12 protein-coding genes are annotated in these 13,208 nt (G+C 34.8%); 6 read left to right on the top strand and 6 right to left on the bottom strand.

All coding sequences use genetic code 11. The annotated features are described in order from the left end of the window. Positions 1 to 28: 28 nt before the first annotated feature. Both ABWU40_RS03285 and ABWU40_RS03280 read right to left on the bottom strand, forming a co-directional pair. Positions 29 to 370: a hypothetical protein gene (locus ABWU40_RS03285; RefSeq protein WP_041573517.1), complete on the bottom strand. Its 342-nt coding sequence runs from the start codon at positions 368 to 370 to the stop codon at positions 29 to 31. Next, positions 351 to 536 carry a hypothetical protein gene (locus tag ABWU40_RS03280; protein WP_006280029.1) on the bottom strand — a complete coding sequence of 62 codons (186 nt, stop codon included), beginning with the start codon at positions 534 to 536 and terminating at the stop codon, positions 351 to 353. The genes ABWU40_RS03285 and ABWU40_RS03280 overlap by 20 nt, the downstream gene beginning before the upstream one ends. A 198-nt stretch (positions 537 to 734) precedes the next feature. Here ABWU40_RS03280 and ABWU40_RS03275 point away from each other — a divergent pair, with 198 nt between their 5' ends. The 4 genes from ABWU40_RS03275 (at position 735) to ABWU40_RS03260 (ending at position 2,007) form a co-directional block, all read left to right on the top strand. After that, positions 735 to 1,019 (top strand): transposase, encoded by a 285-nt coding sequence (locus ABWU40_RS03275; RefSeq protein WP_041573518.1) that lies wholly within the window; start codon positions 735 to 737, stop codon positions 1,017 to 1,019. A 21-nt stretch (positions 1,020 to 1,040) separates the two neighbouring features. Then, positions 1,041 to 1,382 carry an IS3 family transposase gene (locus ABWU40_RS03270; RefSeq protein WP_095866567.1) on the top strand — a complete coding sequence of 114 codons (342 nt, stop codon included), beginning with the start codon at positions 1,041 to 1,043 and terminating at the stop codon, positions 1,380 to 1,382. A gap of 238 nt (positions 1,383 to 1,620) precedes the next feature. Further along, complete coding sequence (locus ABWU40_RS03265) at positions 1,621 to 1,785, top strand: IS3 family transposase (RefSeq protein ID WP_081600771.1); 165 nt, start codon at positions 1,621 to 1,623, stop codon at positions 1,783 to 1,785. 114 nt (positions 1,786 to 1,899) lie between these two features. Next, the gene (locus ABWU40_RS03260; protein WP_141457135.1) at positions 1,900 to 2,007 is read left to right on the top strand and encodes a hypothetical protein; all 108 of its coding nucleotides are present in this window, start codon (positions 1,900 to 1,902) and stop codon (positions 2,005 to 2,007) included. Positions 2,008 to 2,015: 8 nt separating this feature from the next. On the opposite strand, the gene ABWU40_RS03255 is transcribed toward ABWU40_RS03260, so the two are convergent. Next, entirely contained in the window at positions 2,016 to 2,996 is a 981-nt protein-coding gene (locus tag ABWU40_RS03255; RefSeq protein ID WP_141457133.1) for a helix-turn-helix transcriptional regulator, read from the bottom strand. 621 nt (positions 2,997 to 3,617) lie between these two features. On the opposite strand from ABWU40_RS03255, the gene ABWU40_RS03250 reads away from it, so the two are divergent. Together ABWU40_RS03250 and ABWU40_RS03245 are read left to right on the top strand one after the other, a co-directional pair. Next, the gene (locus ABWU40_RS03250; RefSeq protein WP_353279109.1) at positions 3,618 to 4,562 is read left to right on the top strand and encodes an Rpn family recombination-promoting nuclease/putative transposase; all 945 of its coding nucleotides are present in this window, start codon (positions 3,618 to 3,620) and stop codon (positions 4,560 to 4,562) included. 20 nt (positions 4,563 to 4,582) lie between these two features. Beyond that, positions 4,583 to 5,287 carry a pyrimidine dimer DNA glycosylase/endonuclease V gene (locus ABWU40_RS03245; RefSeq protein WP_141457129.1) on the top strand — a complete coding sequence of 235 codons (705 nt, stop codon included), beginning with the start codon at positions 4,583 to 4,585 and terminating at the stop codon, positions 5,285 to 5,287. Between the two features lie 5 nt (positions 5,288 to 5,292). Here ABWU40_RS03245 and ABWU40_RS03240 read toward each other — a convergent pair whose 3' ends face one another. The 3 genes from ABWU40_RS03240 to ABWU40_RS03230 form a co-directional block, all read right to left on the bottom strand. Continuing rightward, entirely contained in the window at positions 5,293 to 6,090 is a 798-nt protein-coding gene (locus tag ABWU40_RS03240) for a hypothetical protein (protein WP_353279106.1), read from the bottom strand. Then, positions 6,077 to 6,841, bottom strand: a complete 765-nt coding sequence (locus tag ABWU40_RS03235; protein WP_353279104.1) for an ankyrin repeat domain-containing protein — start codon at positions 6,839 to 6,841, stop codon at positions 6,077 to 6,079. Before ABWU40_RS03235 ends, ABWU40_RS03240 begins: the two co-directional genes overlap by 14 nt. Positions 6,842 to 6,915: 74 nt before the next feature. Further along, a complete protein-coding gene (locus ABWU40_RS03230; protein WP_353279102.1) occupies positions 6,916 to 13,206 on the bottom strand; it encodes an ankyrin repeat domain-containing protein in 6,291 nt (2,096 codons plus the stop codon). Positions 13,207 to 13,208 lie beyond the last annotated feature (2 nt).

The following is a 13,208-nucleotide window of genomic DNA, read 5'->3' as shown; positions in this document are numbered from 1 at the left end:
ATAAAAAAAATACCCTTGCAAAATCTTGTCATCCTACCGCTTGACTTACAACCGTATGAACTTCCTGCGTTGTAAACATCAAACAGCCGATAACACAACTGTACAAATATTGAGACATAAGAGTAATTTGTACCAAGAAAAAAGATGTCATCCCAGTGCCCAGACCCCTTAGACAATGTACCATCTTTTGATTTTGTCCATTCTGGGCGGGGTTTTCAAGTTCTTTGATCTTAAATACTACATCTACTTTATCAAGATCAATGTTGACTTCTTTTACTAATGTCCTAATAAGACTACGTTTGGCTTGCCAATCTAGGTCCGATTTAACACTAGAATAAAAGCCCTTTATGCTATTTGTAATAAGATTCATTTTCTGCCGTATTCCCTTTTACCTTTTTCTTCTCTCCTTTAATCTCTTTTAAACGTTCCTTCATTTTTTTTATTGCCTGCTTAAAGTCTTCCTTACTTATAGTTAGTGCATACTTTGTTGCCGTAAAAACTTCTGGTACCCAAACAATTGTAATAAGTATACACAATCTTTGTCAACTATTTTCGGCACTGGTATATAAATCCAATTCTCTTCATCTGTACTATAAATAGAGTGAGTTCGCCGGCTGTTGCTTTTTTTTGGTTTGACTTCTAGCATTACTGGGCCCGCCTTTGACCTTACCCAGAAAAAGTGGAGAGAAAGAAAAGAGTTTTTTCGGGTAAAATAAAATTTTGGAGGATTAGAAATGGTAAGAGAATATACGGCAGAATTCAAATTGGAAGCTGTTAAGCTGGCAAATGAACAAAGAAAGGTAGGTCAACCAGTTGCAAAAGTAGCAAGAGATCTAGGAATAAGGGATAGTGTATTAGGAAAATGGATGAAGAAATATAACGAAAAAAAGTCAGCGGCAAATGCATTTCCAGATGTAGCACCTTATGACAAAGAGAGATTTGATTTACAGAAAGAGTTAGCAAAAGTAACAAGAGAAAGAGACATTTTAAAAAAAGCCCTGGCCAGTCAAAAAGAGTAAAATATTTTTTCATAAAAGAGCATAGTAAACACTATAAAGTGCAGGAATTATGTAGGGTTTTCTGCTAGTGGCTACTATAAGTGGACTACAAGGAAAATAAGCAGTAGAGAATCAGCAAATAAAGAGTTATTAGCAGATATTCAAAAAATATATCAAGCTTCTAAATGTAGATATGGAGCTCCTAAAATTCATGCTGAATTAAAGGCTTTGGGTAAAAGTTGCAACTTAAAAACAGTGCAAAGTATTATGCAGAAAAATGGTATTCAGGCTATATTGAGAAGAAAATTTAAAATTAAGAAACAACAAACGGACAGTAGCTCCCAATATATTAGACCAAAACTTTATTGTCGATCAACCAAATAAAGTATGGGATTACTTATATAAAAACCAAAGAAGGATGGCTATATTTGGCAACAATAATCGATCTATATTCACGCATGGTAGTTAATGAGCAGTTCAATAAATAAACAATTGGTTATGGACTCTTTATTAATGGACGTTAACAAGCGTAAACCTGCCAAAAATCTACTATTACATAGTGATCAAGGTTCACAATATACTTCGCAAGGTTATCAATATCTCTTATCCATAAAAAACATAGATGAGTCATAAAGGTTGTTGTTACAACAATTCTGTTGTGGAAAGCTTCTTTAGCTCATTGAAAAGAGAAATACTTATTGATACTTCACAACACTCTGCTCAACAAACTAGAACTGCAATATTTGAATACATAGAAATTTTTTATAACAAACAACGTCACTATTAACTATTGCATTCCAGAACAATTTGATGCATCATTCTTTTTGTAAAAAACATTCCAAACTTTCTCTCCACTTTTTCTGGGTAAGGTCATTCAAGTGTATCGCCTAAAACGGACTTCTTGGTTGTCGGCGAAAAACCTGGGTCAAAGCTCGAAAAGGCTAAAAAGCTGGGTATTAAAATTTTAACCGAGGAGGAATTTGTAACCTTTCTCCAAAAGTCTATATGAAGTTTCTGCTATAGATGCCTATTTGGGGTTTCAAGTTCCTCTGCAGTCAAGCTAGTTATTTGAGAAATATCATCAATAGAAACACCTAGTATAAGTAGATTATTCGCAACCTTGATTGACTCTACTTTATCAATCTTTTCTTTGTAAATTTGCCTTCTTTGGGATAAAAATTCTACCCATGTATCCAGTTCATCTCGTGATTCTTGATTGCTAATTTTTTTAGACTCTCTCACCCAACTTAATAGTTCTTTTTCTCCTTCACCATCTTCGTCTTCACAGCAGTCTTCTTCCGTCGATTTAAGCACCAGATCCTTAGCATCCACTGACAATTTTCTCGCTATTTCCCATAACCTTTCACCGAACATGGTGCTCCCTTGTTCATAGTAATGTACCTGTGGACCTCCTACACCAAGCTCTTTTGCTAATTCCTCTTGCGTACACCCTTGTATTATTCTCCACTTTTTCATCTCTTGTCTTTTGCTTCGACGCTTAGAACCTTTCTCCTCTTCATTATCATATTCATCAGTTGATAAGCCTGTTGCTCGGTAGATTATATCAGTAGCAAATCCTGCCTCCAGCATATTCTCCGCCATTCTTACTCTTGCTGCTTTTACATCACTTTCCTCTTCAGCTCGAATAGATTTGGTTAATGCATAAATCGCTTTACGTGATTCTCGCCCCCTTGTTTTTGTGTATTTTCCTATGAAATCGTACATCCATTGGATCTTACTTTTATCAAAACAACTGTTTTCTTTGAGTACTTTTTGTCTAGGAAGTAGATCACTCAAACTAACTGATAATGCATCTGCTATAACTTGTAATTCTTCATCTGGAATGCCACATATCCCTTGTTCATATCTTCGCAGCGTATGATAGTTTATACCTGTTTTGTCTGCTAGATCTTTTAGGGTATATCCTCGCTTTAGCCTCCAGCTTCTTATTTTTTGCGCTATTTTGTATCTTACAGGATTAATATGCTTTGCTATCATTACAGCTGCTAACGATCACTTCTTTCACGGAAACAACCATATATACCTCATTGTAAGCGCTTACACAAATTTGTATCTGAATAAAAACATTAATTTCTCTGTACTCGCTGCAGCTTTGGTAGTTTTTGTATTTCAGCTTTTTAGTTTCCTTTCTGGCAAGCCTGTCTGCTTCCTCGTTTGCCAGTGTACATTACTACTTTTTTTGTATTCATACTTACTCAGATATAACTTCAATTGTAAAATTTTCCACTAAAAATTATTGAATACTATTTTTGAGTTATTTATAATAAGGGTGTGGGAGGTTAATCTCACGGTGTTAGGTAATTGAGTTTTTACGCTCGTATTTTTATTAGGAAATTAGCCTCTCACACCCAAGATAGGTATTTTTGAAGTTTTTTATAGCTACTAAATTCATGAATTCATTTCCTGGGCTTTAAAGGCACTTTATGATGGAGTTATAAAAAGATGTACAAAAGGACGTCTAAGATGCGTAGTAGCATTCTAAAGCCATCTATGGGAGACATTTTTTTCATCAACGCATTCAAAACTTAAAAAAATAAAAAACTTGAACATTTCTTCACAATTGTGTATAATTATTAATGCTTTTTAGGTTTTTTTCTCATGGCTCTTTCGAAGTTTCTCGACCCCAAAAATGATATATCTTTTCGCCGTATCTTCGGTACTGAAAAAAATAAAGATATTCTTATTCACTTCCTCAATGATATCCTTGGCTTCACTGACAAAAGTGCAATAAAGGATATAGAGTTTCTAAGTACTATTCAAGACCCTGATATTGCTGCTAAAAAGCAAAGTATTGTTGACGTTCTCTGTAGAGATGAAGATGGGGTGCAAGTGATCGTCGAGATGCAGGTCGCTAAAACTAAAGGCTTTGAAAAACGTGCCCAATACTATGCAGCTAAAGCGTATTCAAGACAAGCCGATAAAGGTGATCAATACCAAGACCTTAAGGAAATTATCTTCATTGCTATAGCAGATTGTATCCTGTTTCCGGACAAGTCTGAGTATAAATCAAAGCATACTATTCGGGATGAAGATGCTAATGAACACGATCTAAAAGATTTTTACTTCATATTTATTGAATTGCCAAAATTTCCAAAAACCAAAGAGGATCAGCTTTCAAATATAGTTGAAAAATGGATCTACTTCTTTAAATATGCAGATGAGACTAGTGAAGAAGAGCTGGAAAAAATAATAGGTAGTGATGTAATAATTAAAAAGGCCTATGAAGAACTAAATAGATTTAACTGGTCAGAAAAAGAATTTATTGCCTATGAACAGGAAATAAAACGTATTCTTGATGAACAGGCTGTCCTCGCTCAAAAACTTGATGATGCTACTGAAAAAGGCATCCTAATCGGACATCAAAAAGGCAGAGAGGAAGGCAAGGAGGAAGGCATTAAAATTGGCGCAGAGAGGGGAAGAGAAGAAGGTGAAAAACAAGCTAAGATAACAGTCGCAAAGAATCTACTTAAAGCAGGGGTTTCTGTTGATATTATAGCTCAAACTACTGGTCTTACAGCTAATGAAATTAAAGACTTAAGCTGATTCTATCTTTGGATGTTTAGATGAACATCTTTGTACTAGATGAAAACCCAGAGATTGCGGCAAAAATGTTATGTGATAAGCATATAGTAAAAATGCCATTAGAAACTGCTCAGTTATTAAGTAATGTTTTTTCAATAGCATTAAAAGCGCCAAATCCTTTTGTTAGTGTCATAGATCAGGATATAGAAGTTCCATATAAACTCACTCACAGCAATCATCCTTGTTCTTTGTGGGCTAGGCAATCGAAAGGAAACTTTTGTTGGTTGATAGAGTATGGAAAAGAATTGTGTAAAGAGTATACACAGCGATACAAAAGGAAGCATAAATCAGAGGAAGTAATAAATTGGTGTGATAGTAATAAGGATTTACTCATTTTTCGATCAACTGATATGCAAGCTTTTATACAAGCACTGCCGGATCAGTATAAATGCAGCAGTGCTGTGGAAGCTTATAGGAGATATTATCTCAAGGAAAAGATGAGATTTGCTAAGTGGGAAAATGGCAGAGAAGCACCAGATTGGATAATCTGCTACACAACACCACAGCTAATACAGCTCATAAATAGAGAAGCCATCCAAATCGGACATGAAAAAGGCAGAGCCGAAGGCAGAAAAGCAGAGAAAATCGAAGTTGCAAAGAATTCACTTAAGGCCGGTGTCTCTATAGATGTTATAGCTGAAATAACTGACCTTTCCCTTGATGAAATTGCACAACTTCAGGAATAAATAGCCTAACGTCGTTGTGACCTCTCTAGTTGATTATCTACTGTTACACCACTTAAATAAGATTCGGGCTTACCGTCTGTTCCGCTAGTAGCTCCTGGTAACTGACTTCCTGTAGGATTATTAGCTACGAAACTAGCACCACCGCTACATAATTCCAGTCCTTTAGCCACTGATGTACCTTTTAAGAAAGGCTTTTTAGATAGCTCTGTTGCACCAGATGCCTGCTGGTCTGAAGCCTTAGAGGATTGCTCCATTTGCTGTTTTGTCAGTACAAGTTCTTTCTTGTCTAAAAGCTCTTCTATATGGCTTTTCATACGTTCCAGAAATTTCTTGGTTTGCTTAAACTCTGGGCACGCTTGTTTTGCAGACGAATACAAGGTTTTCGATATTTCAGAAAAATTCCCATTTATTAGTTGTCCAACTATATCTGATTGTGGTTTTATAGGATCAAAATTTAAATTTGTTACTGATATTCCTGATTCAACTGCTGTTTTCTTCAATACTTGTTCAAATTCATTTATAATATCTGATGCATAGTACTCCGCTTCTGGTAAGGATATTGTAGGCTGGTCCACTGTAGAAATGTATTTTTGTCCTGTAATTTTTCTTATGAATACATCCAACAGAAAAAGCGTGCTATTTACATCAGTACCTTGAGTTGTTATAGCTTTAGAAGGTTGAGAATGCTCCATATCTATAGCTGACTTAAAAGGAGAAGAGATAAACTGAAAAACACCCATAACAGTATCTGCAACAGCATGAGCAGCAACATTTATCCATGAAGATGGCTTACCTTGCTCCACTTGTAGCTCCCCCTTTGTTATAGCCTGTCTCATCATTTTGTAATGAATTTTCTGGTACATCTTGTCTAGCTGCTACCTCAGGTTGATTACTTAAATCTGTAGCAGGAAGCTTACGCGATGAGCGATCGTAGTGACGAGGGTGGTCTCCATGGTGATGACGACGCTTACGTTGTACAGGCTTCTCGTTTTGTTTCCCTCTTAAAAAGTTTGCTATTTCTGATCTACCCAACCTATTTGCTACCTCTAGAGGTGTTTCACCCTTACCATTTTTAGCATTAATGTCAGCATCTCTCTGAACAAGAAATTCAACTATACCAAGTTTATTATAGTAAACAGCCTCATGTAAAACAGTAAAACCATTATTTACTGTGGCCTCAATGTTAGCATCTTTATCAAGAAGAAGCCCAGTTATTTCAGATCCGCTATTGTACTGAGCAGCAACATGTAGAGGTGTTTTGTGATCTTTTGCTTGAGCATCAATGTCTGCCTTTTTATCTACAAGAAAACTGACAATATCAGGTTCATTGTAATAGACAGCATAGTGTAGAGGCGTCCAACCGTACTGATCTCCAGCATTAATGCTACCACTCTTTTCCAAAAGTAGTTCGAACACACCTTTGAATAAATTTAAGTTACCATTGTAGACAGCGTAGTGTAAAAGATTCCAATCTTTCGACCATTTATCTTTGTCTTTAGCATCAGTATCACTTCTGCTAGCATTATTAGCAAGAAAGTGCTTGACTTCATCCAACTTACCTTCCTTAATATCCTTATTTATAGAAAGGATTCCAGCTGCTTCTAATTTAAAATACTCTCTTGCTACCTCTAAAGGTGTTTACCATTGTTATCTTTAGCATCAATGTTAGCTTGATTAGTTACTAGATACCGTAGTACACCTATGTGATTATTCATAACAGCAAAGTGCATAGGACTTCTGCCAAAAATATCTTCAGCATTAACATTAGCTCTTTTATTAACCAAAAACTTAGCAACCTCTAAATGACCTTTCAATGCAGCCCAATGTAGCAATGTACAATCATATTTATCAGTAGCATTAACATTCACATCTCCTTCAACAAGAAACTTTACTGTGTCCAAGTTACCACTCCAAGCATAATAATACGCGCCATGACTATCTTTGCTCACATCCTGAGCAACAAGGCTTTTAATTTTCTCAAGATCATTACCTTGTACAGTGATTAATAACTCTTTATCTAAGTGTGCCTGCATTAAAATTCTTTTTACGCCTGCATTAAATCCTGTGTCCTCTAGAGGAGTTTTACCATTGTTATCTTTAGCATCAATGTTAGCACCTTCCCTTATAAGATCCTTTACCATATTTGAAGAATCAAGCCAAGAAGCATAATGTAGAGGAGTCTTACCATCCTTATCTTTAGCACTAACGTCAGCTTTCCTGCTAATCAAAGCTTTAACTTCATTACGATCACCAACTTGTACTGCTTTCAACAGTTGTTCATTTAATTGCACTTGTTTTAAATATTGTACAACACCATCATATTTTCGATCAATAGAAATATCTAAAGGTGTTTTACCGTCTCTGTCTCTAGACTCAATATCAGCACCTTTACTTACAAGAAATTTCACTGTATCAAGGGCATTGTAGTATACAGCATAGTGTAAAGGTGTCCAATCACTACTATCTTTAGTATTAACGATAGCATCTTTATCTTGAAGAAATTGAAATATATCTTTAATTAAATGCAAGTCACCATTATAAACAGCATAGTGTACAGTAGTCCAACTTTTTGATAGTTGATCTTTATTTGTAACATCATCTGGACCCCTTTCAGCAGTTTTGTCAAGGAAAAGGTTAACTATATCCCACTTACCATTTTTAGCAGCATATTGCAGCGGTGTATAACCGAACTCATCTTTTTCATTTATAAGAAACTTTATGCTTTCAATTTTATCCACAATGAGGCTAATAGTATCGAAATTGCCTACTTGAACAGCAATGTGCAAAGGAGTTTGGTTATTGTTATCTTTAGCATCAATATTAGCTCCTTTTCTCATAAGCAGCTCAACTACATCTAATTTACCCTCCTTAACAGCCAAGTGCAAAGGTATCCAACCGTCACTGTTTTTAACGCTAATATGAGTATTATTATCTAAAAGCAATTCGACCAAATTTAAATTACCTTCTTCAGCAGCATAATGCAGTATTGTGTTACCATACTTATCCTGTTTTGTTATGAGATAATTCACTATTTCTGCTTTATGACATTCATGTGCTATTTCAAAAATTGTCTTACCATTACCGTCTTTAGAATAAATGTAGGCTCCTTTATTAAGAAGAAGTTGTACCATGTTCAAATTACCCAAAGTAACAGCACGACTTAAAGGAGTCCTACCATCATTATCTTCAGCTTCAATGTCTGCACCTTTATTGAGAAGAAGTTGAACCATATTAGGCTTATCAAGACTAACAGCACGACTTAAAGGAGTCTTACCATCATTATCTCTAGCTTCAATATCCGTACCTTCACTAATAAGAAGTTGTGCCATTGCGTAATTATTTGTAATAACAGCATGGTGTAGTGTATTGACTGAATCTAAATTATCTTTCTCAACAGCCTCATCTAAAGGTAATCCCGAAACAAGTGCAGCTATTTGAGGTATACTACTTACTCTATTTTTTTCTTGATTAAATTCTTCTATAATGTCTTCTTGGTTGCAAGCAACAAATATACATTTTGGGTTAAAAACTATAGCATCGTTAAAAGCGAACATTATCTTTTGGCCAGTAACCCAATTTTCCACTTTTACAATAGTATTATTTCCAGATGATAAAATAAAATTCTTATCAACGATTCTCATATCACAATCTAGTATAGACCTATTCTTTAAATCTACTAAACCAACTTGATATTTATCAGTAGGTTGATTATGATAAATTTTTAAACCTTCTTCCCCTGGCAGGTAATACCTAAAAGAACTAGGGTCATCTGCTTTTTCTCTAAATTCCTCTGGTTTTATAATACTATTGTTCAACTCTATTGGTAAATTCCACTGCCTATGGACATGAGAATAGTAATTTAATATAACCGACACTCCTTGATCTGATAACAATAGTAAATTATCACTTGACCTAAAAAAGGCTATCTTATCTGAATCAAACTTGAGACAATCATGATTATTTAATAACTCACGGACGTCAATGCTAAATGGTTCATTTACTTGTAGTGCACTAGAACAAAATAGCAGCTTGCTGCTGTTAATTTCATTCATTTTCTCCTGTATTGATATTGTTGTATCATTAAATTCAATAGATAATGTTTCCATTTTAGGTTCTCTATAGAAATTACTCAGCAATATAGTACAAATATTGTTTTCTCCTGTGCTAGAATCAGTAATTATTACCAAGTCATCCCTTAAACGTAAAAAGGTATAATGTCCTGCTTGTTTATGTACAATTAATTTATTTCCTTCTTCTATATCTTTAGCTGTTATAACAATAGTTTTAGTATTCTCATCGAAAATTAAAGGTAAAGGACTTAGAATCCAATTATTACCATTACGTTCAAGTTGCATGTTTATATTAAGAACAACATGAAGTTTCTGATACCACTGCACACCATTTTTTAGCCTTATTGGAAATTTTAATGGAGATCGTTCCATTTCTAATTTTATCAGCAAATCATCTTTATCTTGAGAGACATTTAATGAACTGAACTGTATATCTTTCATATCCTTTACTGTGTTCCTTAAGTCTAGTGTATCTATAGAACTTTCCTTACTAACATCATAAATGCTCACTTCTTTCTGAGTTGGAGTAATTACATATACATTTTCACCACCATTTCCGACTAAGTGACTCTTGTGTAAAGGATCATTACTCATTACCTCATGTTTTCCATGCCCGATTACAACAAGCTCATCTTGAAATTTTGCAAAGACGGTTGCACTTAGCCTGTTCGCTATAGCCGGATAGTTTCTTACAATTTCGTCAATAGGTTTATTAGTGTTTTGTAGTAGATATAAACTACCCCCATTTCCAATTTTAACTTCAGTTTTATCATCTGTTAGTACATAAGATGCATTATTTGCAACATTTTTAATATCTATGTCAAATACACCTAAAGGACTCTGCTGAAAATTAAATTTAACATCTTTTATTGGGTAGTTAGTATTTTTACCCGGAAGATCATGAACCTTAACGTTTTTTAAATCAGGAAGAGCATAATTAAATAAGAAACTGTGCTGTAATTTATCTGTTTGGCGATTAATATTAATGTTGGCCCTTCCCTCACCATGAAAGGCAATATAACTAAAATTTCCGTTGTAAGAGCGGTTTATGATCTCGGTATTAGGCCTTACTGCTATTGTCAATTTACCGGAACCAGTAACATGATTTATGAAAATTTTGTCAGGATGGTTATTGTCTTTTCCACCTCCACCATCAACATATTTTAAATCGCTACTACATTGTACTTCATCCTGTTCTTTTTCTCTACCAAGAATTGTTTGTATGTTCATTAATTTAAAAGATGAACAAGTATTTTTACCATCACTACTAATAGAAAAGTACCCAAAAAAGGTCCTCATAATCTTTATGGAGTAACCTAAAGCAAACTTTGTTAAGTCCAACGTATCACTCCCACGGCCCCCATTTATAATCCCACTACTATAACCATTACCTTGCAAGATAAAGAAGTCGTCTTTACTTCCTCCAGTAAAATTTTTATTTCCATCTCCTGCAAGGAAAATATTAGGACTATCCTGGAATCCGATTACCTCATCATCACCTTCACCCAAATCAGTTAAAGTATAATCCCCTGTTCTATTAGTTGAGTAAGACAAGCCTATTGCATTTTCACAAAGGTAAGCTCCACCTCTTGGAACTGATTCCCAATCTCCTTCCGGTAAGCAGAATAACTCCCCATCTCTTGGATTATCTGGCCTTGATCTGCTCCACTTAATATCGCCTATCTTTTCATTAAGAAGCACTTTATTATCTCGATCTACGTACATAAATTCTCTGAAAATCAACTTACCAGTAGGAAAAACATATCTCCGAATTCCAGTATGTTGCTTCAAGAAACCTACAGCATTTTCAACCAAGTGACTATTAGCCTGCTTCTCTTTTATTAATTTTTCTATATACTCTTCAGGCTTTATATGGAGAAATGCACGCCACCCTTCCTTAAATTTTTCCCACCCTGTTAAATGAATAATTTTATCTTCTTGTTCAACTGCCTTCACGGATAAATAAATGTCAGTGCCAATAAATACAAGAGCCGTTATTCCAGCTCCAATAGGACCAGTGACTGATGATACACCACTTAGTATTCCAGCAACTTCAGCAACTTCTATGCCGATTGCTGCTGCATCAACTGTAAGGGCAATACTATCTCCTACTATACCAGCCATAGCATTTTTATCACCAGATTTAAATGCCTTAACTTGATTTGCTAAATCATAAGCGATAAAAGCAGAAGTCGCCCGTGCGAGGAAAGGTGATGCTACTTTTAAAGACTTGCCAAGAAATACCTTGCCTTCTGAAATAAATTGTTCTCCTTTTATTGCTACAGTATTTGCAACTTTACCAAGTAAGTGACTACCTCCAATAAAACCCAAGTTAATTGCTACTCCTTCTAAATTGCCACTTAGGATATCACCTATAAGATTTTTGTACATCATACCTTCCATAGCCCAGCCAGATATTCTACCTACTCTGTTTAGATGGCTCATGGCCTCTGGGCTACTGTTAATTTTATTGATAATATTCTGAGATTCACTTCCTCCCTCATCTAAAAATTTTCTGTAAGTAAGACCTACACCTTTTGCTGCTTCACTTATCTTTTCCTCTACTCCAGATCTTCTTAAAATATCTTTTATTTTTTCTGATTTATTTGCTTCTTTTTCACTGATCTTTTCTTTAATCTCTTCCATAACATCCCTAATCTCTGGATCTATTGAATTCAGATCTATATCTTTAACCTTTGCTATAAATGCTTCTTCAATATTTTGATCTATAGCTTCGCCTTTAGATATATGCTCAGAAACCTTAAAAAGCTGATCATAAAATTCAATGCTCTTTGTTCTTTCTCTTATTTCATCAGTATCAAATAATTCTTTAATACGTCGTTCTTTTTTTTCTTTCTCTTCAATACTTTCCTCATCACGTGAGTCTATGCAGGCCATACCTATATTGCGTTTTTTTCTACTTCCATTGCATCGCTGATTAAAAAGATCCATTGAATCCTCTAAAATATCTTCTGGTCCTAGAGAAAATTTAAGTACCGAGCTATGAACTACTTTAACAGGAATAAATCCTTCTTCGCTTGTTCTACTTGCTAAAACAAGAGAATTTGCATTACTAGCTTTTTTGTCAAAAACAACACCGATAAATTTCACTTCATCACCATCTGTAAGTGTTTTATACGTTACACCTTTTGCATATCTCTCGGTTATCTGCTTATTTGCTTTTTCTTTTAACTTATCAGCACTTATCTTTTCTTCTGGCCCTTTAAGCTCTAGTCCTATAGGAGTGTATTCCTTAGCATTACCTTGATCTGCAAACTTAATACCGTGAACCAGCATATCAACACGTTTCCCTCTACCAGTTTGAAACTCAGTTAAAACTAATGCTCTAGTTTCTGGCGATTCCTGTAACCTTAGATCACTATAATGACTAAGCGCTCCATCCAATACTCCCTGGAAATTAGTTTCTTTGTTAATGAGAGTTTTAAAAGGTAACATTCCTTCTCCAATTTTTCTGAATAACCCATTATACTCATCTATTGATGAAGACTGAGCAGAAGTAAGTTGAGAGTCTAATACTCTATCAAATGTTTCTTTTAGCTGATCAGGATAAGGAACATTCTCAAAAGTACCTTGAAACTTATTGGCTTTTTTGTTGTTGTACTGTTCTAAAGAAATAGGCTCATTGGCCTCTATACTAAAATGTTTTTTAAAGTTTGACTTTTGTTTGATGTTAAAATTAAGATTTAACTCAGCTATTTTTCTATTTCCTATTTTCTCGTTTAGGTTATTAAGTGGAACTCCTTTACTCAGTACCTCTGCTCTTCCATCAGCTTCAATAACATTAATTACATAAACTAGCTTCTCGGTACCTTCTGGAATCAGCACCATTG

Source organism: Wolbachia endosymbiont (group A) of Cydia amplana (genome assembly GCF_964028495.1).
Classification (GTDB): domain Bacteria; phylum Pseudomonadota; class Alphaproteobacteria; order Rickettsiales; family Anaplasmataceae; genus Wolbachia; species Wolbachia pipientis.
Note: the sequence above shows the minus strand (reverse complement) of the source record. Positions and strands in the feature narration are given on the sequence as shown.

Coding starts and splice junctions, on each gene's coding strand:
- ABWU40_RS03285 (WP_041573517.1), bottom strand. CDS start 370: ATGAATCTTATTACAAATAGCATAAAGGGCTTTTATTCTAGTGTTAAA.
- ABWU40_RS03275 (WP_041573518.1), top strand. CDS start 735: ATGGTAAGAGAATATACGGCAGAATTCAAATTGGAAGCTGTTAAGCTG.
- ABWU40_RS03265 (WP_081600771.1), top strand. CDS start 1,621: ATGAGTCATAAAGGTTGTTGTTACAACAATTCTGTTGTGGAAAGCTTC.
- ABWU40_RS03255 (WP_141457133.1), bottom strand. CDS start 2,996: ATGATAGCAAAGCATATTAATCCTGTAAGATACAAAATAGCGCAAAAA.
- ABWU40_RS03250 (WP_353279109.1), top strand. CDS start 3,618: ATGGCTCTTTCGAAGTTTCTCGACCCCAAAAATGATATATCTTTTCGC.
- ABWU40_RS03245 (WP_141457129.1), top strand. CDS start 4,583: ATGAACATCTTTGTACTAGATGAAAACCCAGAGATTGCGGCAAAAATG.
- ABWU40_RS03230 (WP_353279102.1), bottom strand. CDS start 13,206: ATGGTGCTGATTCCAGAAGGTACCGAGAAGCTAGTTTATGTAATTAAT.